21 protein-coding genes and 1 pseudogene are annotated in these 23,189 nt (G+C 50.6%); 7 read left to right on the top strand and 15 right to left on the bottom strand.

The annotated features are described in order from the left end of the window. Positions 1–47: 47 nt before the first annotated feature. The 9 genes from ACR9EC_RS02725 to ACR9EC_RS02685 all read right to left on the bottom strand — a co-directional run bounded on the left by ACR9EC_RS02725 (position 48) and on the right by ACR9EC_RS02685 (position 10,491). The gene (locus ACR9EC_RS02725; RefSeq protein ID WP_435299987.1) at positions 48–1,721 is read right to left on the bottom strand and encodes a GspE/PulE family protein; all 1,674 of its coding nucleotides are present in this window, start codon (positions 1,719–1,721) and stop codon (positions 48–50) included. Positions 1,722–1,828: 107 nt separating this feature from the next. After that, positions 1,829–2,674: a shikimate dehydrogenase gene (locus ACR9EC_RS02720; RefSeq protein ID WP_435299986.1), complete on the bottom strand. Its 846-nt coding sequence runs from the start codon at positions 2,672–2,674 to the stop codon at positions 1,829–1,831. A 39-nt stretch (positions 2,675–2,713) separates the two neighbouring features. After that, entirely contained in the window at positions 2,714–3,880 is a 1,167-nt protein-coding gene (mltG, locus tag ACR9EC_RS02715; RefSeq protein ID WP_435299985.1) for an endolytic transglycosylase MltG, read from the bottom strand. 171 nt (positions 3,881–4,051) lie between these two features. Beyond that, positions 4,052–4,588, bottom strand: coding sequence for a Holliday junction resolvase RuvX (gene ruvX, locus ACR9EC_RS02710; protein WP_435299984.1), 537 nt, complete (start codon positions 4,586–4,588; stop codon positions 4,052–4,054). 2 nt (positions 4,589–4,590) lie between these two features. Further along, positions 4,591–7,266 (bottom strand): alanine--tRNA ligase, encoded by a 2,676-nt coding sequence (alaS, locus tag ACR9EC_RS02705; protein WP_435299983.1) that lies wholly within the window; start codon positions 7,264–7,266, stop codon positions 4,591–4,593. Between the two features lie 138 nt (positions 7,267–7,404). Continuing rightward, positions 7,405–7,752, bottom strand: coding sequence for a hypothetical protein (locus ACR9EC_RS02700; RefSeq protein ID WP_435299982.1), 348 nt, complete (start codon positions 7,750–7,752; stop codon positions 7,405–7,407). 26 nt (positions 7,753–7,778) lie between these two features. Continuing rightward, entirely contained in the window at positions 7,779–8,147 is a 369-nt protein-coding gene (locus ACR9EC_RS02695; RefSeq protein WP_435299981.1) for a DUF948 domain-containing protein, read from the bottom strand. 158 nt (positions 8,148–8,305) lie between these two features. Continuing rightward, entirely contained in the window at positions 8,306–8,932 is a 627-nt protein-coding gene (gene rpsD, locus ACR9EC_RS02690; protein WP_435299980.1) for a 30S ribosomal protein S4, read from the bottom strand. 167 nt (positions 8,933–9,099) lie between these two features. Further along, positions 9,100–10,491: a replication-associated recombination protein A gene (locus ACR9EC_RS02685; protein ID WP_435299979.1), complete on the bottom strand. Its 1,392-nt coding sequence runs from the start codon at positions 10,489–10,491 to the stop codon at positions 9,100–9,102. A gap of 82 nt (positions 10,492–10,573) precedes the next feature. Here ACR9EC_RS02685 and ACR9EC_RS02680 point away from each other — a divergent pair, with 82 nt between their 5' ends. Then, a complete protein-coding gene (locus ACR9EC_RS02680) occupies positions 10,574–11,053 on the top strand; it encodes a hypothetical protein (RefSeq protein ID WP_435299978.1) in 480 nt (159 codons plus the stop codon). Between the two features lie 53 nt (positions 11,054–11,106). Here the strand turns inward: ACR9EC_RS02680 and ACR9EC_RS02675 are convergent, their stop codons facing one another. The 3 genes from ACR9EC_RS02675 to ACR9EC_RS02665 all read right to left on the bottom strand — a co-directional run bounded on the left by ACR9EC_RS02675 (position 11,107) and on the right by ACR9EC_RS02665 (position 15,108). Then, on the bottom strand, positions 11,107–13,023 hold the full coding sequence (locus tag ACR9EC_RS02675; protein ID WP_435299977.1) for a heavy metal translocating P-type ATPase: 1,917 nt from the start codon (positions 13,021–13,023) through the stop codon (positions 11,107–11,109). 173 nt (positions 13,024–13,196) lie between these two features. After that, positions 13,197–13,919 (bottom strand): NUDIX hydrolase, encoded by a 723-nt coding sequence (locus ACR9EC_RS02670; protein WP_435299976.1) that lies wholly within the window; start codon positions 13,917–13,919, stop codon positions 13,197–13,199. A gap of 223 nt (positions 13,920–14,142) precedes the next feature. After that, positions 14,143–15,108, bottom strand: a complete 966-nt coding sequence (locus tag ACR9EC_RS02665) for an asparaginase (protein ID WP_435299975.1) — start codon at positions 15,106–15,108, stop codon at positions 14,143–14,145. Between the two features lie 97 nt (positions 15,109–15,205). Between ACR9EC_RS02665 and ACR9EC_RS02660 the strand changes: the two genes are divergently transcribed. After that, the gene (locus ACR9EC_RS02660) at positions 15,206–15,598 is read left to right on the top strand and encodes a hypothetical protein (RefSeq protein WP_435299974.1); all 393 of its coding nucleotides are present in this window, start codon (positions 15,206–15,208) and stop codon (positions 15,596–15,598) included. A 163-nt stretch (positions 15,599–15,761) separates the two neighbouring features. Here ACR9EC_RS02660 and ACR9EC_RS02655 read toward each other — a convergent pair whose 3' ends face one another. Both ACR9EC_RS02655 and ACR9EC_RS02650 read right to left on the bottom strand, forming a co-directional pair. Beyond that, the gene (locus ACR9EC_RS02655; RefSeq protein ID WP_435299973.1) at positions 15,762–17,159 is read right to left on the bottom strand and encodes an aspartate ammonia-lyase; all 1,398 of its coding nucleotides are present in this window, start codon (positions 17,157–17,159) and stop codon (positions 15,762–15,764) included. Positions 17,160–17,320: 161 nt separating this feature from the next. After that, positions 17,321–17,707 (bottom strand): annotated as a pseudogene (locus ACR9EC_RS02650) (oligopeptide:H+ symporter); the annotation flags it as partial. Positions 17,708–17,897: 190 nt separating this feature from the next. Between ACR9EC_RS02650 and ACR9EC_RS02645 the strand changes: the two are divergent. The 5 genes from ACR9EC_RS02645 to ACR9EC_RS02625 all read left to right on the top strand — a co-directional run bounded on the left by ACR9EC_RS02645 (position 17,898) and on the right by ACR9EC_RS02625 (position 22,657). Beyond that, complete coding sequence (locus ACR9EC_RS02645) at positions 17,898–18,929, top strand: NYN domain-containing protein (protein WP_435299972.1); 1,032 nt, start codon at positions 17,898–17,900, stop codon at positions 18,927–18,929. 137 nt (positions 18,930–19,066) lie between these two features. Then, on the top strand, positions 19,067–20,296 hold the full coding sequence (locus tag ACR9EC_RS02640) for an SHOCT domain-containing protein (RefSeq protein ID WP_435299971.1): 1,230 nt from the start codon (positions 19,067–19,069) through the stop codon (positions 20,294–20,296). A 4-nt stretch (positions 20,297–20,300) separates the two neighbouring features. Beyond that, a complete protein-coding gene (locus ACR9EC_RS02635; RefSeq protein ID WP_435299970.1) occupies positions 20,301–21,500 on the top strand; it encodes a TFIIB-type zinc ribbon-containing protein in 1,200 nt (399 codons plus the stop codon). 4 nt (positions 21,501–21,504) lie between these two features. Further along, on the top strand, positions 21,505–21,786 hold the full coding sequence (locus tag ACR9EC_RS02630; RefSeq protein ID WP_435299969.1) for a hypothetical protein: 282 nt from the start codon (positions 21,505–21,507) through the stop codon (positions 21,784–21,786). Positions 21,787–21,919: 133 nt separating this feature from the next. Beyond that, a complete protein-coding gene (locus ACR9EC_RS02625; protein WP_435299968.1) occupies positions 21,920–22,657 on the top strand; it encodes a hypothetical protein in 738 nt (245 codons plus the stop codon). Between the two features lie 62 nt (positions 22,658–22,719). On the opposite strand, the gene ACR9EC_RS02620 is transcribed toward ACR9EC_RS02625, so the two are convergent. After that, complete coding sequence (locus ACR9EC_RS02620) at positions 22,720–22,938, bottom strand: hypothetical protein (protein ID WP_435299967.1); 219 nt, start codon at positions 22,936–22,938, stop codon at positions 22,720–22,722. Positions 22,939–23,189: the final 251 nt, after the last annotated feature.

Raw genomic sequence — 23,189 nt, 5'->3', positions numbered from 1 at the left:
ACAACTCTCAGCCAGTACTTAAACAACCAGCCCCACACACAAACCCACTACGCAACCACACGCAAAATCTCCTCAACAGAAGTACGCCCCTCAGCAACCTTCATCCACCCATCATCACGCAGCGAAAACATACCCTGCTCAAGCGCAACCTTATTAATCTCCGCCGCAGAAGCATGCGCAACAGCAAGCCGCTCAATCTCCTCCGTCACACGCATAACCTCATGCAACGCAAGACGCCCCCGATACCCCGTCTTCGAACACGTCGAACACCCAACAGGCCTAAACAACACAGGAAGCTCCTCACCCCGCACCCACGGAAAACGAGCAGACTCCAACTCCTCCGGCGTAGGCGTATACCGCTCCTTGCACTTATCACACAACTTACGAGCAAGCCGCTGCGCAACAACACAATCAAGCGCAGAACCAACAAGAAACGGCTCAATACCCATCTCAGTCAAACGAGTAACAGCAGAAGGAGCATCATTCGTGTGCAACGTCGACAACACCAAGTGACCAGTCAACGCAGCCTCAATAGCAATCTGCGCCGTCTCATGATCACGAATCTCACCCAACAACACAACATCCGGATCCGAACGCAAAATAGAACGCAACGCCCCAGCAAACGTCAAACCAGCCTTAGGATTCACCTGAACCTGATTAATCCCCGGCAACCGATACTCAACCGGATCCTCAACCGTAATCACATTAATCTCAGGCTTAGAAACAGCATTCAACGTCGCATACAACGTCGTCGACTTACCAGACCCCGTCGGCCCCGTAACAAGAATCATCCCGTACGGCTTCGTATACGACTCCCGATACACCCCATAATTCGCCTCACCAAAAGACAAATCACGCAAATCAAGACTCGCCGTCGAATTATCCAAAATACGCATAACAATCTTCTCGCCCCACACAGTAGGCAAAGTCGCAACACGCAAATCAATCTTCCGCCCATGATGATTCACAGACATACGACCATCCTGAGGCTTACGCTTCTCAGCAATATCAATATCCGACAAAATCTTCACACGAGACGTCACCGCAGCCTGCGTCGCCTTCGGAGAACGCTGCATCTCATGCAAAACACCATCAATACGATAACGAACACGCACATCATGCTCAGTCGGCTCAATATGAATATCAGACGCCCTATCCGTAATCGCCTGAGTAACAACCAAATTCACATACCGAACAATAGGAGCATCATCATCAATCGAATCCCCCATCGCCGACAAATCAAACTGCTCTTCCTCCTGCTGCTCAGAAAGAACATGCGCCAAATCATCCATCTCGCCATCAGCACGAATAAAACGATCCAGCGCTCGCGATAAGTCGTCATGTGTTGCAACGACTGGAATTACATTCATGCGTGTGATTTGGCGAACGTCATCGAGCGCCAAAACGTTTCCAGGGTCGGCCATCGCTAGTTTGATGGAGTCGCCTTCAAACCCGATAGGTAGGACGACGTATCTACGGCAGAGGGTTCCAGGTACCAGAGCAACAGCTTTACGGTCGACGCTGAATTCGTCGAGGTCAACGAATTGCAGGCCAACTTGTTGAGCAAGCGCGGAAACAAGCTGGCTTTCTGTGAGCATTCCGCCTTCTACAAGGACGCGCCCTAAGCTGGTGCCGCGCATGACTTGTTCGTCGAGCGCAGCAAGAAGTTGGTCTTGTGTTACAAGACCTTCGTCAAGGAGGATTTCGCCAAGTTGCTTCACTGTTACTCCACTGGTTCGCAGTTACTTCCTAACTTGTATCGGCGAACCAGTGAAGTTTCATAAGGTCTTGTGATCCACAAGACGGGTTAAAAGTGAACAGGTGGAAACTATTTGCTGTTCAAGGCGTTTTCTAGTGCATTGGACATTGCTTCGACCGGCCCAGTATGACCAGTCATAAGACGTACTTGTTCTACAGCTTGATGCAGCAACATCCGGTCACCGGTGATGGCGCTTCCGCCTATATTCTGCCAAGCAGCAATTAACGCTGTTGGCGAAGGTGTATAAGCAACATCCAAAAGCGCACCATGTGACGTCTTGCCTCGCATAGAAAGCTCTTTTGCAAGAGGATCTGCTGCGTGAGGCGGAAGAGTCGAAACGATAGCGTCCATGCTATGCAAACGTTCAACAGCGGAACTCAACAGTGCAAAAGTTGGTTGGATACCCATACGGTCTGCAGCAGCCTGCAAAGATGTTGTACGTGCCAGATCGCGGACCATAACCACAGGGGTGGTACATCCCAACTGGGCTAACGCAGCTAAAGCCGAAGAGGCGGTGGCTCCCGCCCCTAAAATCGCCGCCTTATGCAACGGGCTACGGATTTTTCCCTCGCCCAAAGCGTGTACGATCCCATACACATCTGTGTTTGTGCCGATGCTTGATCGCTGCGTTCCTTGACCGGAAAAGACAACCGTATTTATTGCACCGGTAACCTGCGCGAGCGGTTCAACGTGATCGACTAATCTGAACACTTCTTGTTTCAGAGGCATCGTAATGCTTAGGCCCGCCCATGAATCATTCAGTGTTGTAAAAAACTCTGCAAGTTCATCGCGGTCGATGTCGAAACGATCGTAAGACCAGCCGTCTAACCCTAAAGCCTTGTAAGCCGCTTGATGCAGCGTAGGTGACAACGAATGCTTAATAGGGTGGCCCAAGACGGCTGCTCTACGATTCACGTGTTTCTCCACTACCCGAACAAACGAGATGTACGTTTCTTACCTGTTTTCTTCAATCCAAGCAATGTATTCGGCAACATTCTTTTGGTGTTCTGTCCACGTAGTTGAAAACTTCGTAATTTTCTTTACTGGGTCCACAGCAACAAAGTAAATGTAATCGGTTTGAGCAGGGTCTACAGCTGCCTCAATTGCAGCCTTGCCAGGTGTAGCAATAGGAGTTGCAGGCAAGCCCTTGTGCGCGTAGGTGTTCCATTTGTTGTTGTCTTTACGTTGCGCGTCTGTCGTGCTGGCATCGGAGCTTCCCCCGAACACATAATGCACGGTGGAGTCCATCTGAAGTTTCATATCAATATCTAGACGGTTGTAGATAACGGAGGCGACTTTGTCGAAGTCGTCCTTACCTCCGCCCTCTTTTTCAATAATTGCAGCGATATTGAGTGTTTCTTCCCACTTCTTTTTGGGTACTTCAAGTTTCGTCAAACGAGAGACTGTGCGTGCAACCATTTTGTCGATGACTTCTTCTGCCGTGACGTCAGGACCAAAACGGTAGTCACCGTCTGCTAGCCATCCTTCAAAGTTTTTATTGGCGCCCTTAGGTAATCCTCGTGCTTCAGGATCGTCAAGGGCTTTTTGAAGTTCTTCTTCGGAGAGACCTGTGACGCCCTTGATCGTTTGGAAAATCTTTGCAACGTTATCGCCAGGGATAACCTGCACTCGGTTTCCAACAAGGTTGTCGAGGTCTAGCAGCATTTCGATAGCCTCAGCTGCAGGAAGTTCCTTATACAACCGGTATGTTCCTGGCTGAATTTTTCCAGCGTCTGGGTTAACTAGAGAAGCGTTACTGAACGCCTTTTGCGACGCAATTACACCATTTGAAAAAAGAGTATTCGCTATTGCAGATCCAGCGTCACCTTCATTGACAGTAATTTCTACAGCATCTTTCCCTGGACCAGGGTAATCTTTCGCTTCTTCTTGGGACGTAGGAGCTTTAAACGGTGACAGATTTGCAAAGAAGCTCGCTCCTGCTTGCCAACCAACAACAACAACGGCACCAATAACCAAAACAGCTACGAGTGTTGCAATCATCGATGCACGACGACGCTTTGCAGCCCTCTTTTTTCGAGCTGCTAACTCTCTACGCTCCACACGTGACAGACGTCCGTTTTCGTTATCTGTGTGATTCTGCATTTCGAACAGGTCGTTCACCGCTGTTGGTCCTTTTGTCCAGGGGAATGCGTTTCGGACGAGAGTTTTTGATCTCGCATCCTTCTCGCATTACTTGTAAGTATCACCTAAGCGTTAGATTCTACACTCCAAGATCACGCTTATGTAACAGTGTGGGTGATCTTTTAAAGACTTCAACAAAGCACACAAAATCTACGCTTCAACTGGGCTTCCAGCCCGCTCACCAGTTCTTTTTTCGGTTTCTAAAGCAGTTTCCAACATGACCACTGCTGCTACCTGATCCACAACTGAACGATGCTTCTTACTGTTTTTCCCCGACGAATGCAAAGCTTGATGTGCGGTCACCGTTGTCATGCGTTCGTCAATAAGCCTTACTTCGACTTCTGGAACAACGCGTTTAATAAGGTCAGCATATGTTAAAGCCATCTGCGCAGAAGAACCTTGATTACCTGACAAATGCTTGGGTAACCCGATGTATATGACTTTTATCCACCGTTCTTCAACTAGCTCTCGAATAGCGGTGATATCTGAAGGCAATGCTGCCGGTATTTTTCCGCCTATCGTGTATGTAACCGAACGGTCACGCTGCAAAGTTGCGACTGGTGACGCAAGGATTCCATCTGGGTCACTCGCTGCCACACCTACACGGACCGTTCCAACATCTACGGCTAGTCGAGCCCCACGCGCTATCGGCTGGGGCTCGACTGACTCACCATTGTAAAAAGCCACGATTATGCAACAGTCTGGATAGCAGCGACGATACCTTCTAGGGCTTGTGGCAAAGCTTCAGGGTTTTGTCCACCGCCCTGGGCCATATCGTCTTTACCGCCGCCACCGCCGCCAAGGATACCTGACGCAGTTTTAGCAAGAGCCCCTGCTTTAATACCAAGATCGCGTGCACCCTGGTTCGTGACAATGACAACTTGTGGACGTTCCTTTGCCACACCAGCTACGGCAACAACTGACGCATCCGAATCACCTAAACGGTTACGCAAATCTGTTGCAAGAGTACGCAAAGCATTCGGATCAGAAATATCGCCAAGGTTATGAGTGATCACACGCACAGAACCTATACGCTGCGCAGATTCCACAAGTTTCCCAGCCGAAGCCATTATTTGTGCTTGGCGGAGTTGAGCCAGCTCCTTCTCTGATTCTTTTAGCTTCGACACCAAAGATTCAATACGGTTCGGCAACTCATCCGATCGAACGTTCAACAGTCCAGAAAGCTGCGATACTAACGCGCGTTCTTTCGCATTATGTCCATAAGCTCCAGCACCAACCAGTGCGTCCACACGACGCACACCAGAACCGATCGACGATTCACCAAGAATCGTCACAATTCCTAAATCACCAGTCTGTTTGATGTGGGTGCCTGCACAAAGCTCACGAGACCAGTCGCCACCAATAGAAACGACACGGACACGCTCACCATATTTTTCACCGAACAATGCCATCGCGCCCATAGCGCGTGCTTCATCAAGTGAAGTCGTAACGTCTGTAACTTCGAAGTTTTCCCGAAGCTGATCGTTTACCCGACCTTCAATTTCAGATAAAGCAGTCACCGGCACTGCCTGGCTTTGACGGAAATCAAAACGAATACGGTTCGGTGAATTTTCCGAACCAGCCTGCGTAGAATCAGCACCCAATGTTTCTTGAAGAGCTTTATGGATCATGTGTGTTGCAGAGTGAGCTTGGCTGATCTGACGACGACGCACAACATCAATCTCAGCAACAACGGACTCTCCCACAGCAAGTGTGCCTTCAAGGAGGCGTCCACGATGCACGGAAAGCCCCTTCACTGGAGACTGTACGTCGTCCACTTCGAAGGTTGCTCCACCATCAGACAGCACCGTTCCATGGTCAGCGAGCTGACCACCCTTCTCTGCATAAAACGGGGTGCGATCCAAAATAAGTTCAACGCTTGCCGGAGCCTGCACGGTCGTTGTTGCGACACCATCAACAAGCATCGCCTCGACACGTGCTGGTGCTTTCGCATCCGTGTACCCCAAGAATTCCACTGGGGCAGACAAACCAGAAACAATTCCCTGATAAACAGACAGGTCACTGTGCCCCTGCTTTTTCGCTAAAGCGTCAGCACGCGCACGCTCACGCTGCTCCTGCATGAGGGAACGGAAAGCCTTTTCATCAACAGAAACACCCTGCTCTGCAGCGACTTCCAACGTCAAATCAATAGGGAAACCATACGTGTCATGCAGTTGGAAAGCTTGTTCACCTGTAAGCGCAGCTGAACCTGAAGTTTTTGCCTCAGACACTGCCGAATCAAGGATCGTCAGCCCCGCATTCAAAGTACGACGGAACGTGTCTTCCTCAGCTTGAGCTGTTGCCAAGATCGATACCCAATTATCTTCAAGATACGGGTACGACTCAGCCATCACATTCTTGGATGTTTCAATAAGCGTAGGGAAAACAGGCTCAGTCACTCCAAGCAACCGCATAGCGCGAATAACACGACGCATCAGCCTACGTAAGACATAACCGCGCCCCTCGTTTGAAGGACGCACTCCATCACCGATGAGCATCAAAGACGAACGAACATGGTCGGCAACAACACGGAAACGAACGTCATCGTCTTCCTGCGCACCATACTTTTTGCCAGTAAGTTTCTCTGCCGCCTCAATAACAGGGAAAACTTGGTCGATTTCGTACATGTTGTTCACGCCTTGCTTCAACAAAGCAACGCGCTCCAACCCCATACCCGTATCGATATTGCGCTGTTTAAGCGGACCAACAATATCGAATCTGTCCTTAGCAGTAACATTCGCGAGTTGGTACTGCATGAACACAAGGTTCCAGATCTCTAGATAACGGTCCTCATCAACTACAGGGCCGCCCTCTTGACCGAACTCTGGGCCACGATCAATATAAATCTCAGAACAAGGACCACCAGGACCAGGCTGCCCGGTGTGCCAATAATTGTCTTCTTTACCGCGACGTTGAATACGCTGTGCTGGCAAGCCGGCAATACGCTCCCACAGCTCTTTAGCCTCATCATCGTCTTCATACACAGTGACCCAAACAAGCTCTGGGTCAAAACCAAGCTTCCCCTCAACTTCAGGACCTGTAATAAAGTCCCACGCATATTCAATCGCTTGTTCTTTAAAATAATCTCCGAACGAAAAGTTACCGTTCATTTGAAAGAACGTACCGTGACGAGTGGTTTTACCAACCTCATCAATATCACCTGTACGAATACATTTTTGTACGGAAGTAGCACGCTTCCAAGGCGGAGTCTGCTCACCCAACATGTACGGAACAAAAGGAACCATGCCCGCGATCGTGAACAGGAGGGAAGGATCTGGAGAGATCAAAGACGCCGAAGGCACGATCGCGTGTCCACGCGATTCAAAATAGTCGAGCCAACGTTGGCGGATTTCAGCGGTACGCATGTGTTCCTCTACAACTGTTCAATCGTCATCTGCACGGCTCACACATTATGAGCACCGTACAATCTTACGCGCTCTAGACCACCAATAACCGAACCGACCACGTCACACCGGTCACAACAATCTGCGAAGCACAAAAAACTAAAACGAATACCCGAGTTCTTGCTCTTCAGGATCAACATCAGGGAAATCTTCAACCCGACCAGGAACACTTGAACCAGCAGCATGCTGCCCACCTGAACGGCTAGCTGCCCTCCTCGCCTTCAAATCTTCAACGTCTCCTTGAGTTTCCGCCAGCAAATATGACATTAACTCGCGTTCACGTTCAGCAAAAGCACTCTTAAACTCACGGGCAAAGCCACCTGCCGCAGCGGTTGCGCGCTCGCTGAACTCTGTAGCTTGCGCAGTTGCCCGTTCCGCAACGGCTTCGGGCGTGTACTGCAGAATAATTTTTCGACCTTTAACCATAACGAAAACGGTTAAAGCCACTCCGGTCCCCACCCAAAAAAGTCGCTTCATCGCGCATCGCCCTTAACTTTTCCTACCGCGGAGCGCATCGCTTTACGAACCCCATAACTAAAAGCTGCGACCTTAACTAGGGGGCGCCCAAACGTTGCCGAGTAAATCCCGGTCAACGCTGAAATGTTTTGGGAAACTTCAGCGGCAGATGTCGTTACCGTGTCAATCTTTGTTAACTGTGCATTAGCAGAGGTCACGGTTGTCACAGATTCGTCAAGAATAGGGACAGTATGTTCAGTGATCTCTTCAAGGCTTTTTGTGGCCGCATCAAAAACTTTTCCCAATTTAATGAGCGGCACAGCTAATAATCCAACAAGCGCAACAAACGCTACAGCTGCAATAAGTCCAGCAATATCACCAATCACAAGGCACTCCTCAACACACTAGCCAATTCTGAATCAACACTACCCGTCAACTCGGTTTACGCACGCCAAACCACACCTAAAACGCAACAAACACAAAAAAGAGGACCCTGCCTAAGCAGAGTCCTCTTTTTACGATCAGTTGATCGAAATGTTCAAGATCAGCGAGCGTAGTACTCGACGACCAAGTTAACTTCGCACTGAACTGGAATCTCGGCACGAGCTGGCTTACGAACCAACACTGCAGAGAGCTTCTCGAGCTGAACGTCGAGGTAGCCAGGAACAGCAGGAAGAACATCGCGGTGAGCGCCTGCAGCAGCGACCTGGTAAGGGGTTGCAGCCTGCATCTTTGGCTTAACCTGAATGGTTTGGCCAGGCTTCACCTTGAATGATGGACGGTCAACGAGCTTGCCATCAACAAGGATGTGACGGTGTACTACAGCCTGACGAGCCTGAAGGATCGTACGAGCAAAACCAGCACGTAGGACAAGCGCGTCCAGACGAGTCTCCAAGAGCTCGACCATGGTCTCACCGGTCAAACCATCCAATGTACGAGCTTTGTCGTAAGCTGCACGAAGCTGCTTCTCACGCAATGCGTACTGCGCGCGAAGACGCTGCTTCTCACGAAGACGAACTGCGTAGTCCGACTCGGTGCGGCGACGGCTACGACCGTGCTCACCTGGTGGGTAAGGGCGCTTCTCGAAGTGCTTAACAGCCTTTGGAGTAAGAGCAATTCCCAATGCGCGGCTCAGGCGAACCTGGCGGCGCGAACGGGTTACAGAAGACATACGTTTTCCGTTCCTGTCGTTAAATTGACGTCACACCTAACGCTTTTGCGCTAAGTGTGGGACCAGCCGAAGAGCAATAATCACCAATAGTTAGGTGTCATGTCGCGGGCCGAGGTCCCAGGTGGCTGCTTATGCATATACATAAAGCAACCTAAAAATACTACCAGTCACACGCCACGCTCGTCCCGTAAAATCGCGTCGATACCGTCAAGACGTTGTGTGACGTTACGCTCAAACCCGCGATCACTAGGGCGATAATATTCGACACCAAGTAATGCATCAGGAAGATATTGTTGCGGCGCAATCGCGTGTGGAAAGTCATGCGCATATAAATATCCAACGGCGTGACCTAATTTCTTCGCCCCAACGTAATGTCCGTCGCGTAAATGTTCAGGAACAACACCTATCCTGCCGCTTTGCACCTCAGCAATTGCAGCGTTGACGGCGTCATGCACGCGATTAGATTTTGGTGCTGTAGCAATATGGACGACAGCCTGAGCAAGGGCATATTTTGCTTCTGGCATCCCTAACAACTGAACGGCCTGCGCTGCCGCAGTAGCTGATTGCAGTGCCGAAGGGTCTGCCATTCCAACATCTTCCGAAGCAGATATAACAACCCTACGAGCAATAAATCTGGGGTCCTCTCCAGCAACGATCATTCTTGCTAGATAATGCAATGCGGCTTGGACGTCACTCCCCCGCATAGATTTAATAAAAGCTGAGACCACATCGTAGTGCTGATCGCCATCTCGGTCGTATCGCACAGCCGCAACATCAACGGCTTGTTCTACGACTTCAACGTCAACGATTACACAATCAGAATGTGGACTGTTTTCTTGCGCATAATGCGCTTCAAGCGCGGCTCCTGCGGCGGCCTCTAGGATCGTTAATGCTTTGCGTGCATCCCCACCTGCAAGACGAAGCAAGTGTTCTTGCGCTTCATCAGTTAATTTTATTTCGTTGTCTAACCCTTTAGGGTCTTGTATCGCCCGTTCTAGCAAGCGTGCAATGTCGTCGTCGTGTAAGGGCTGCAAAGTGAGCAACAGCGAACGTGATAGCAACGGTGAATTCACGGAAAAGCTTGGGTTTTCAGTGGTAGCTGCCACGAGCGTAACCCACCTATTTTCGACAGCAGGTAGTAACGCATCCTGCTGAGACTTTGAAAACCGGTGAACCTCGTCAATAAACAGCACTGTTTCTTGTGAGCCTGCAGTTAGCCTCCGACGGGCATCCTCAATAACTGCCCGCACGTCTTTCACCCCTGCAGTCACTGCAGACAATTCCACAAAACGACGACCAAAGTTCTGCGCGATCAAATACGCCAGAGTTGTTTTTCCGGTTCCTGGTGGACCCCACAAAATCACTGATCCTGGCGCTGCTTTGAAAGTCCCAGAGCTCGGTTCAAGTAAACGTCTCAGCGGTGAGCCTTGTTTCAGTAGGTGCTGCTGCCCAGTAACTTCGTCAACATGAGTTGGACGCATACGAACCGCTAAGGGCGCATGTTCCGATATCTCAGGCACACCTAATGTTGTCTGCCCTGTTGAGTCAAAAAGATCCATGTTCTCAGCCTAACGGCTTTACAAACACATGATCGCACTACTGTTCGAAGGCACTCAGAAAGTAACACCACAGGTTTTCTATGTGGCTGCCGATAAAACTGTTAAGCCATACGTAACAGTAGATGAGGTTTTTGTGCGCCGACGTTACCCGCACGCTTCCCACAAGCAGCAGTCATCAGCAGAACGTGACTACACAACATACATGGTTGAACGACAAGCTAGCGTTGACTATGTTGCGTGGCAGCAAAACCAGGCACTTGCCCGATTTACTGCAGAGAAAGAGCATGCTGCCCAGCACACAAAAATGAAAGCCTTGCTTGCTTACCTTCGAATAACTCTCATCGTGTTGCTGCTACTTATTGTGCTGTGTACAGCATTAACTCGCGCTTATGTTTTATGCGTTTTGTTCGCCGTAGTGGTTGTACTCACAGGCTATTTTCTTCATCGCCGCTGGTCACATAAGCGTGATGAGCCGGTTGAGTATTTTCTTCTCAGACATAGCGTCATTGATCAAAGGCACGATGCCTTCACACGCCAGCAGACACCAAATCGGCGCTGGTAAATACTTGTGGGCAGTTGCATACGCTTACGCAACTGCCCACAGAAATTCTGGTTCTACAACAAAGCCGGCTCGTTATCTTTCTCTAACGCAGTAATGTCATCACTACGAGTGTCAGAAACCAGTAAGGCTTTATCTGCTTTACGGCTTCCGATCGCCCGCAATGCTGCAACAATTGCTACCAAGTCAACTACTTCTTGTGTGAGCGCACCTGCAGTAGCTGGAATGTAACCGAAAGCGGCAATAAGCATGAGCGCAATGGAAAGTACGATACCGATCCAAATGCTTTGAAGTGCTATGCGCATAGTGTCTTTAGCGATCCGCACTGCCGCAAAAACTTTTGAAATGTCGTCTGCAAGGACTACGGCATCAGCAGTTTCTGAAGCAGCTGTTGCTCCTTTCGCACCCATCGCAATACCGACTTCGGCTCGTGCTAGCGCTGGAGCGTCATTAATGCCGTCACCCACCATGATGACTGGACGGTGTGGAGCTTGGGACACAATATTGACTTTGTCGGCAGGTAAGCATTGCGCGTGCACAATGTTGATGCCAAGGTCTTGGGCTACTTTCTGTGCGGTTTGTTCTGCATCCCCAGTAATGAGTGCCGTGTTTGTGATGCCTGCTGCATGTAAATGTGCAATTGTGTGAGCAGCGTTAGAACGAACAACGTCTTTTGCGACGATCGCGCCAGCATACACGCCATCGACAGCAACATATATCGCGATTTCTCCTGCTTCTATTTCAGCTTGCGTCGCATGTGTTGCGTGTTCGTTTATGTATGCAAATTTGCCGACGATGACTGTACGAGAGTCCACAACTGCTGTGACCCCGTTCGTTGCGACTTCATGAGCGTCGTCGCTGCTAGACAGGTTCAAGCCGAGAGTTTTTGCGTCGTCGATAAGAGCACGGGCCAGCACGTGCGATGAATATTGTTCTGCAGATGCCGCTAGTCTAAGTAATTCTTTTCGATCAAGGTTAGAAACTTCGCTTGGGCGAATGTCAACAATGTGCGGTTTTCCTTGAGTCAGCGTTCCTGTTTTATCAAAGTAAACAGATTGGGCTTGAGAAAGCTGTTCGAGTACCGCCCCGTTTTTTACAACGACTTTGTTTTTTGCTGAACGGCTCATTCCACCGATAAATGCCACAGGTGCTGCAATCAGCAACGGGCATGGTGTAGCAAGAACAAGTACTTCTGCAAAACGTGTTGCGTCGCCGCTTACTGCCCACGCAATACCGGCAATAGTTAAAGACAAGATTGTGAAGGGAACCGCGTAGCGGTCTGCAAGGCGCACCACTGGTGCTTGTTCTTCTTCTGCTTGCGCAACAAGTTTAACTATTTGTTGATATTGGCTTGATTCTGCTGTTGCGACAGCTTTTATTCGAACGGCTTGCTGTCCATTGACTGATCCGGAAAGCACCTCATTTCCTGCAACTTTTTCTACAGGGATTGACTCGCCAGTGATTGATGATTGGTCAAAGGCTCCTGCTGGAGATAGCAATAATGCGTCGACGGGAACGACTTCCGAGGGCTTAACAATGAGTTCGTCGTCTACGCGCACTTCAAGTACGGGGATGCTAACGAGTTCGTCATTTTCTTCTACTCTGTGCGCAAACTGTGGCGCGTGAGCTAAAAGTTGCGACAAGTCGCGTTTTGCTCGAGCAGCCGCGTAGTCTTCAAGAGCTTCTCCCCCTGTGATCATCAAAATAATGATGATGCTTGCAACATATTCACCGACGAGCAAAGTCGCGATGATCGCTACGACAGCAAGAATATCGAGACCGAACTTCCCTGCCAGCATTTCTTTAACCATTTCGATGGCTTGCCACAGCACGATTACTACAGCGTAGGCAGTGAACAGCCATTGCACGTACTGTTGCTGCCCGGCTATGGCTAGTGCCCCACCAAGCACGCCGACAAGCAGCGTTGCGGATAACGCTGGGTAGCTTTTCAGGAAGTCTCGGATCTTTGTCATATAAACATGGTGCGCCCGTTTTTGTGACCTCGCAAGCAAGGTGAGCGTTACCTAATGGCTATTTTCAGCCATTTTTGCATAGCCTTACCTTAGTTAGGACCTCCTAAAAAATGGTGAAGACTGCTTTCATCTTCAACACGCAAAAATGACTGTCAGAAAAACGAGCAACACCATTAATCAATCCAGTCAGAGTGGTGCACCTTGCGTGGACCTGCTGTTGGCTTTCGTCGATATAACCTCGCAGGTTTGCCGAGTAGCCCTTGTGTAACTTCTCCGGTATCGATTAGTTTGGGTGTCATTCTTCGCCTAAACGTATCTTTAAGAATTCGATGTCCAGCAACTGTTTCATGTGCTGTACGCAATTCGAGGAGAGTCAACTCTTCTTTATCTAAAAACCTGTACGGGTCTGGGCGTAACTGGTATTCCCCACGTAGGTGTGTTGCGGACTGCAAGACTATGTCTGAGTGGTCGTATTTTAAGTGTGCGACTATTGCGTCATCCACGGGAACAACCGCCAAAGGAAGAGCGTGGCCGCTTTGCTCAAGCACGCCTTCCATTGCTTGATGCACGACCGCATATGGGACGGCCGCAAAGAAAGCCGCTGATATCACCCAAGCCCGAGAATCCCTATCTGGTGAGTCAAAGAGCCGGAGTTGATGCACCTCCCCTACTTCGATGCCTGTTTTCTGCAAGGCAGCTCGCCGAGCTGCAACTTCAAGCGTCTCTCCAGGTTGAATGAACACACCAGGTAGTTGGTGTTCACCTTCATTCACGTTAAGCACGACCCCTAAAACACCAGTCGGCAGCAATGTAAGAATGGACAAATCGGAAGAAACGTACGGAGAGGCTTGATTGTCTGGGATTTTTGTTTTTGTGCTGGAACTTTTTTGACCCAAGGTGGATTTTCCTCCTAGCGAGTTTGCGCGCTTTTGAGCAAATAGAACAAGCGTTCTATTGATTCACCATTGTGGCACGCTTTCACTATTGAGGAAACCCAAAAGCACATAAATCTGCACCAAAATAGCTAGATTGCCCGTGCTCCTCGCTAGGACTCTCCCCTAAAAAACTTCACAGTAACCGTGCGTACAATCCCCTAGCCCACTCTTACGTCCAGGGCAATTACAACAGGGCTTTAACTTCCCCTACCACTTCCCCATGCCCCAACACCTTAGGCAAATGTTTAGCCTGTAGATCGTCGTCGCAATAGCCAAGAAGTTCTAGTGCACGCAAAGTTGCAGCAACACGTCCTCGCTGTCCCCCATCAGAAACTTTTATGGCAAAAACAGAGCCGTCGCCAAAAGCCCCAACATGCACTCCCTCTGCCCCATCTTTCGTCATGAGACCTGGGAAAGCCGTCATCATGTCAGTCACATCGCGGTCTGTTCCACCAAGGTACTGTGGTGCGGTGATGATGGAGTTATAGATCAGCCCTTCAGCGCTATCAGGGTGAGTTACTGCCGTAGTGGCGATGTGTTTAAACCCTCGGGCTACGCCCTCCAAAGAGAGATAGAACAGCGGCGCTCCACAACCATCAACAGTGATTCCGCTGATTTCTTCACCAGTAACTTCTTCAATGGTTTGGCGGATCAGCTGCTGTAGTGGATGGTCTGGATCTAAATACGTTCGTGTATCCCACTTATTTTCAATACAGGTAGCCAGCATTGCAGCATGTTTGCCCGAACAATTTTGCAAAATCGGTTCGGGCTGCACATCCCCTTTGAGCGCGTCGTTACGGGCAGCAACACCAATCGGCAGGTCTGGCGTGTTCAACAAAGCTGACTCATCGAGATCATATGCGTTCAGAATTGAGTGAACTGTGTTTATGTGAAAGTCCTCACCGGAGTGGCTCGCACACGCTAACGTAATTTGCTCTGCCGTTCCCTGAAAACCTGCCCTCACCATGGCTAATGCTTGTAGTGGTTTTAATGACGAACGAGCATACATTGGTGCAGCAGGATTACCTAGTCGGCTTATGACTGTGTCATGTGAGTCAATGACGATGGCTGAACCATAATGCACGGATTCGATTACTGCGCCGCGCGAAACAGAGACAAGGGGCTGGTGTGAAGGGATTTCAGTAAACACGTTCTCTATTATCAACTGCGGACGTAAACCGTTCAACGTTCTCCATCTTTCGCCATACTTCTGCTCAAAACCGCCAATCTCTCGTAGGCTGTTTTATGTGAACCCTGCTGCTTTTCTTTTAACTTACAACCCTATTTATTGGGTGTGGCCCGCTCATGAAAGGGTCACCCATCTGCATCGTCGCTGGAATGTAGGGACGAGGCGCAAAGGCATAAGCGTTGGCGACGACTTGTACGTTTTACAGCAAGGAACCGGGCTACGTGGGCTTATCGCACATGGACATGCTGGTTCCGAAGTGTATTCAGATGCGCACTGGGATGGTGTTCCTGGGCATATAGGAAATTATGTGGACGTTGACTGGACCTATATTGCCCAAGATCCGTTGATCTCTACTCACGAATTACGTTTCGCGGTGCCGGATGCGGTGTGGAATCCACGTCAAAGTGGAACTCAAGTAAGTGCTCTTGCTGCGCAACAGTTAGCAAGTTAGCAACCGTATGGAGCGAGCTGCTCTCTCATAAGTAGTTCCGCACAGCAATCAAGGGCTTCTGTCCGTCAACATATGCGCGTTCGTTGACGGACAGAAGCCCTTGTTATGCCACCACGATAATTGCCATGCGGAAAGAATTCAAACTTTAAAGTGGTATGTCACATCACAGCAGTGGTCGCAGGTTAGCTAATTTCTCGGGGCTCAACACCACAGCAAGTTCTTCAGCTGTCATCAGTTCACGCTCTAATACGATCTCTGCAACGCCTCGCCCTGTTGCGAGCGCTTCGGAGGCGATGGAGGTGGCTACGGAGTATCCGAGGAGTGGGTTGAGGGCTGTTGCGAGTCCTATTGAGTGTTCGACCATTTCGCGGAGTCGTGTTTCGTTTGCGGTGATGCCGTTTACGCAGCGGTCGGCGAGGGTGTGGCAGGCTGCGGTGAGGTGTCCGATTCCGGAGTCGAGTTTGTGGAAGATGACGGGTTCGAATGCGTTGAGTTGGAGTTGTCCGGCTTCTGCGGCGATTGATATTGCTACGTCGTTTCCTATGACTTCGTATGCGACTTGGCTGACTACTTCTGGGATTACTGGGTTGACTTTGCCGGGCATGATGGAGGATCCGGCTTGGACTGGGGGTAGGTTGATTTCGCTGAATCCTGCGCGGGGGCCTGAGGAGAGGAGGCGTAGGTCGTTGCAGATTTTTGAGAGTTTTACGGCGACGCGTTTGAGGGTTCCGGACATTTGGACGAGGCTGCCTACGTCTTGGGTTGCTTCGACGAGGTCTGCTGCGGTGGTGACGTTGAAGCCTGTGATGGTGGCTAGGTGTTGTGCGGCTAGTTCGGTGTAGCCGAGTGGTGCGTTGATGCCGGTTCCTATGGCTGTGGCGCCTAGGTTGATTTCGGTGAGGAGTTGTGCGACTTCTTCGATGCGGTCGCGGTCTTCGCCGATCATGATTGCGAAGGCGCCGAATTCTTGGCCGAGGGTCATGGGGACTGCGTCTTGGAGTTGGGTGCGGCCCATTTTGAGGACGGAGTAGAATTCGCGGGCTTTGTGTGCGAATGATTGTTGGACGTGGTTCATGGCTACTTTGAGGTCTTCGATTGAGTAGAGTAGCGCGATTTTGAGGGCTGTTGGGTAGACGTCGTTTGTTGATTGTGACAGGTTTACGTGGTCGTTTGGGTTGATGAGGTCGTAGGTGCCTTTGGGGTGTCCGAGGGTTTCTAGGGCGATGTTTGCGATGACCTCGTTTGCGTTCATGTTTGTTGAGGTGCCGGCTCCCCCTTGGATGACGTCGACGATAAATTGGTTGTGGTGGTGTCCGTCCATGATGTGTTGGCAGGCGGTGACGATTGCGTCTTTTTTGGTGGGGTCGAGTTGGTTGAGTTCTGCGTTGGCTTGTGCGCAGGCCATTTTTACTGCGGCTATTGCTTTGATGAGGTTGGTGTGGGTGGAGATGGTGATGCCTGTTATGGGGAAGTTTTCGACTGCTCGTAGCGTTTGTATGCCCCAGTATGCTTCGTTGGGGATTTCGCGGAAGCCTAGAAGGTCTTTTTCTTGGCGGCCCATGCCTAACACTCCTTTGTGAAGAACGGTTTTTTTATTGTCTCAAAGAGTTTGGTGACGGGGTGCCAGTATGTGGTGTGTCGTGGGTGTGTTTATTTGATTCCTTTCATGAGTGTGAGGATTGGTTTGGCTGCGAGCGCTAGTGCTATGCCGAGTGTGAGTGAGAGTGCGCCGAGGTTGATGCCGAGGTAGAAGAGGGAGAATCCGGCGTCTCTGCGTGGGTCTGTTTTGGTGTAGAGGGTTCCGACGACTGCTGTGACGTTTGCTTTGAGTCCTCCGCTGCCGAGTGCGATGAGGATGAGGCCTATTGCTACTCCGGTGATGTTGGGCAGGATTGCGAGTGCGATGTGTCCGGTCATGATGAGGAGGCCGGAGTAGTAGAGGGTGCGTTCTGAGCCGAAGAGTCTGTCTGCTGTCCATGCGCTGAGGATGGTGGCGAGGTAGACGGTTCCTCCGTAGGCGCCGAGTATTCCTGTGGCTGTGCTTTTGTCTATTCTGAGTCCGCCTTGGTCTGCTGTGTAGTACAGGTAGATGAGGAGGATTCCTTGCATGCCGTAGTACCGGTGTTGTGGGGGTCGGTGTGGTGGGTGTGTTGGTCGGTCATTTCTTTAACGTATTCGGGTGGGGTTGGGTTTTCCTGTTCTGGGTGTGTTGTGGGTGGTGTGTGGGTGTGGCGAAGAGCGTTTTTGGGTGTTTTTCTTATGTGCGGCTTGTGGTGCCTGTTGGGCGTACTATCGTTTCATGATGAATCAGTGTGCGGTGTTTGTGGATGCGGGTTTTTTACATTCGGTGGGTGCTCAGCGTATTGCGGCGACGAGTTTGCGTGGTGCGGTGAAGGTGCAGTATTCGGTGTTGTTGCGGGCTATTGAGCAGGCTGCTCGGGCTCATAGTGGGTTGCAGACGTTGCGTACGTATTGGTATGACGCGTCGAAGGATGGGCTGCTGAGTGATGAGCATAAGAAGATTGCGATGTTTCCGGGCGTGAAGGTGCGTTTGGGGCGGGTTAATTATTTTGGTGAGCAGAAGGGGGTTGATCTTCGTCTTGCGCTTGATTTGGTGGGGTTGGCTCGTACTGGGGCGGCGTCGGTTGCGTATTTGATTTCTGGTGATGATGATCTGACTGAGGCGGTGGAAGAGGCTCAGAGTTTGGGTATGAAGGTTGTGTTGTTGGGGGTGAGTGATGACAGCACACGTATTGGGGTTGCGGCGGTTGCAGATAATCTTGCGTTTACTGTTGATGCGATTGAGCAGTTGCCGACGGATTTGTTAAAGACTGCGTTTACTCGGGTGTTGCTTCCGTCTTCCCCTGAGGAGGGGGTTGTTGAGGAGTCTGATCGTGGGGAGGCCGGTGAGGTGGTTTCTGGTGCGGAGCCGAAAGATGTGGGTAAGCAGGCAACCCAGTCTCCTATTCCGCGGCCTTCTGATGTTGCGCTTCGTGCTTCTCGGGTGACTGTGAAACCGCCTGCGACGACGTTGGTGTATTCGAGTTCGACTGGTTTTGGTGTGGATCGTTTTGTGAGTGTTGCAAGTGAGCATGACCTTATTGAGCAGGCTGAGGATGTGGGTGCTCAGACTGCGAGCGCGTGGTATGGCAGTACCACGCAGGCTGAGTTGAAGGGTATGTTGGCTGAGCGTCCTCAGCTTCCGGCTGCTATTGACCGGGTGTTGATTAAGGATTGTGCTGAAGCGATTGGTGAGGCGAACACTGATTTGCAGTCTGTGCGTCGGGCGTTGCGTGGCGCTTTTTGGAAGCGTATTGACGAGTTGCAGTAGTGCGGGTTGTTGCTGGTCGTAGAGGTTTCATACTTGAGTATCTTTCTTTTTAATACTCGGTAAATCGTGTATTTCTTCCAGTAAAGTGTTTTTTAAGTACGTAAATTTTTCGTTGTTGGATAGGTTAGGACGCCATCATGGGATTTATTAAAGCTTTCGCCGACGCGCTTGGCGGAGTGTTTGCTGATCAGTGGAAAGATTTCATTACTGTTCCAGCTCATGTCACCCCCACGGCTGCTATTTTTCCGGGTGCACCTCAGGGAACGAATGCGGGGCGGGGTGCTAATACTCGCGGGTCGCAGAACATCATTACGAATGGGTCGCGGGTTCTGGTTCCTGAGGGGTATGCGCTCATTACGATGCAGGATGGCCAGTTCACTGGTCTTATTGCTGAGCCTGGCGGGTACGAGTGGCGTTCAGATGACCAGAACTCGAAGTCGATCTTTGCTGGTGATGGGATTGTCAGCCCGCTGATTAAGACGTCGTGGGAGCGGTTTAAGTTTGGTGGACAGCCGGGCAGCCAGCAAGCCGTTTTTTACGTCAATTTGAAGGAGATCCCAAACAACCGGTTTGGTACTCAGTCTGAAATTTATTGGGATGACGCATATTTGGGTGCTCAGGTTGGTGCGGTTACCCGTGGAACGTACACGTTGCGCATTGTTGACCCGCTGCTGTTCACGAAACAGTTTGTTCCTGTGAGTTACCTTCAGCCTGGTGCTGTCGCGTTCGATTTTTCTGACTTTGATAACCCTGCTGCGTCTCAATTGTTCAATGAGGTTGTTGGGTCGTTGGCTGCAGCGTTTTCTAACTACACGAACGATCCGACACGTACGAACCGGATCACCCGCATTCAAAGTGACTCTATTGGGTTTGCTCATTCGTTGTCTCAAGCAGTTGAGGACGGATACCAGTGGACAACTGATCGCGGTTTAACCATCGTGAAGGTTGCGTTGCAGGCAATCGAATATGACGAAGATACTCGCGCTCTGCTCTCTGACGTGAAGAAAGCTGACGCTCTTTCTGGCAACCGTGGGAACTCTTTCTTGCAGCAGTCTGTGGCCCGCGGCATGCAATCTGCTGGCGAGAACGGATCCGGTGCGGCCGGCATGGCCATCATGGGTATGGGCATGAACGCGGCTGGCGGCATGATGGGTGGGCTGCAACAGCAGCCGGGACAGCCCAGCTACTCGAACGTTCCCGCACAGCAGCCTGCTCCTGCCGCACCAACTGCTGAAACCCCAGCACCGGCTGCTCCTGCAGGTGAGGATATCGTCGCGAAACTCACCCAACTTAAAACCCTCCTCGATCAGGGCATTATCACGCAGGAAGACTTTGATGCGGCAAAAGCTAAAGCGTTAGGTCTATAGCCTCGTGAGTGTAAGCGAACCCCCATTCGAAGAGCCACAACCTGAAGATCCCACCGTCATCAACACGGGTAACGGTGGGACCGACGGGTTTGTGAAATGTGAGCGATGCGGATCAACCGATGTCGGTTTTTCCGTCACTAAAGCACTGCTTTTTTGTAAGTATTGCCGCCACGAATGGCAATCCGAAAATGCGGTGGATGCATACCAGCTCAACTCCCCCATCAGTGAACTTGTTGGTATTCATATCGGTTCGGGTTCTGCCGCGCTGATCCCTGGCACCGATCAGGTGATGACTTTTAAGTGTTCGGGGTGCGGTGCAGAGGTCGTCATCGACACGCAGCATGCGTTGCAGTCACGCTGCCACTGGTGCCGCCAAACGCTATCCGTGCAGGAGCAGATCCCTAACGGGGCGGTACCGGATGCGGTGTTGCCGTTTGCGTTGCCGAAAGAAGCAGCTGTGCAACGCATTAAAGAGTTCGTGAACAAACGCAAATTCTTTGCTTTACGGAAATTTAAGGCAGAGTTCAACGCAGAAAACGTTATTGGCGTCTATTTGCCGTACATGATTGTTGATATCAACGCCAAAATGTCGTTGGGTGGGGTTGGTGAAGTCAAATTGCGTTCGTACAGGGTTGGCAGCGGCGACGACGCGCGAACAGTGTATGACGCAGACGTGTATCAAATTTCTCGACAGTTTGACCTACACATTGATGACCTGACCGTCGAATCGTCATTCGATAAAGGGAACATCAACAACCGCACCAACACGAATAACATCATCAACGCGATCATGCCGTTTGATACCCAAAACATTGTGAAGTTTGATCCGAACTATCTTGCCGGGTTCAGTTCAGAAAAACGTGACACCAACGTTGAAGACCTCTCCGATCTTGCAGCGTTACAAGCATCAGATGTGGGCCGTTCTCTCGCACACCACACACTGCAACGCTACGACCGTGGCGTGAGGTGGGAGCAGGAACGCTTCAACGTTGTTGGTGAACGGTGGATTAGCGCCTACCTGCCCGTATGGATTTACAGTTACTATCACAAAAAATCTTCTGGGCAGGCTCTCTTGCACTATATAGCCGTCAATGGGCGCACCGGTGAAACGATGGGATCTGTTCCTATCAATACCAAACGCCTCCTCGTCGCATCCGCGATAGCTCAACTTATCGGTACTATTGCTTTCGTTTTGGTGTGGTGACAGCATGCATATTTCACACACGCTCCTTGCCGTATACGCAGACACAGCTTCAACGTCTGAAGGCGACCTGATAAAACTTGTGCTGCTGCTTGCCGGGCCAGCATTTTTCATGGTGATGTGGGGACGCTATCGCAATTCCAGGCAACGCCACTTCCACGAAAAAGAAACCAAAGCCCAAACAGCTAACCTCGTGTCACACGATCGTAAAGTCGGTGAACGACGAGGAGTCAGCGCAAGCAGAATCAGTGGCGCAAACTCAACCCGAGTCAAAGGCGCACGAAACTAGCTAGCACACGATTAACCACTCATGAGCCCCTCCACAGAATCTGTGGAGGGGCTCGTACCCATGTGCATAACGTTTATGCACACCACATGTTTCCTATTCTCGATACGACAAGCCCGCCAATCGAGGAGAAAACATGCCCGACACCATCACCGACGACCCGACACCCTTCTCATCCCCACACCCGCAACCGCCTACTGATACTGACCGTCCACTACCTGCCACTACAACCCCAACACTTCTTGACCTGACCGCAGCGCTCTTCACAGGACAATGGCACACTGCTGTAGCACTCATTAAAACCCGCAGAGAAGTCACAGCACACGCCCGCTGGATTGCCCTCTTCGTCGCAGTTGTAGGGGGTGTCGTCTTACAGCTACCGCACTACAACATCACATCAAACCCCTACCGGCCCGAAAACTATCCTGCAGAAGACACACCCATCTTCATGTATGTCTTCTATGCGCTCATAACCATCGCAGGATTTTTCCTTGTTGTAGTCATCCGCAGCCTCGTCATGAAACTTCTCTTCAAAATCACGGGATGCGCAATGCCGTACTTGCGCGGTTTCCGAACAAACAGTGCCGCACTGTATGTGTGGGCTATAGCCGTATCCCCCGCCATAACCACTCTCATCATCGCAGCGGCCTTCGGGTTCAACGCCGTTTTAGCGTTAGCTATTGCAGCCGCAATATTTTTTACGGCAGTTGTCCTCAGTGAGTTCGTGTATGTGGGAACACTTACCGAACAGCACAGCCACAAAGGCGCTTTTGTGACGCTATACGTGCTTGCAGTGTGCCTCACGCTCACGGTCCCATACATCCTTGGCGTTTTCGCTGAAGTAATGATCACCCACGACATAAACACCTACTAACAGCCACGATGAAAAGCCCCACACGGTGTCGTGTGGGGCTTTTTGTAATAGAAGGTGCGAGGCTATGGGGTGGGATTAACGAGCACAGGTTTACGTTCCCCAACCGTGATGGGCTTGCTTCGTTCCGTTGTAGTCGCAGTGCCGTGAACCGGAATCCAGGTTTGACCGTCATCCAAAGAAAACTCGCCCGTCCACGTCGTCGTCAACCCAATACTGACCACACCAACTTTTGCAAAGAAAGTGTCTAGGGATTCCCTATCTGGCAGGTTGAAGGAAATCAATGTGAGTGACGTGGTTTAGCGTCACCAGCAGTTTTCCTGTTCATTCTAGAAAGTTTTGATAGAACTCTCGCGTGAGAACCATCAAATAGTTGAATTCGCTAATGACCACACAGATGGCGTTGTCATAAGAAAACGACTCATTGATTTCCCAACCAAGAACCGTATAGAACCTTGTGACCGATCAAGATTATCGGTCACAAGGTTCACAAAAGCGTTTTTGACATGCGCAATCTCCTTTGAAGTGGCATCAC

The sequence above is a fragment of the Timonella sp. A28 genome (assembly GCF_051200815.1).
Lineage (GTDB): Bacteria > Actinomycetota > Actinomycetes > Actinomycetales > Cellulomonadaceae > Timonella.
Note: the sequence above shows the minus strand (reverse complement) of the source record. Positions and strands in the feature narration are given on the sequence as shown.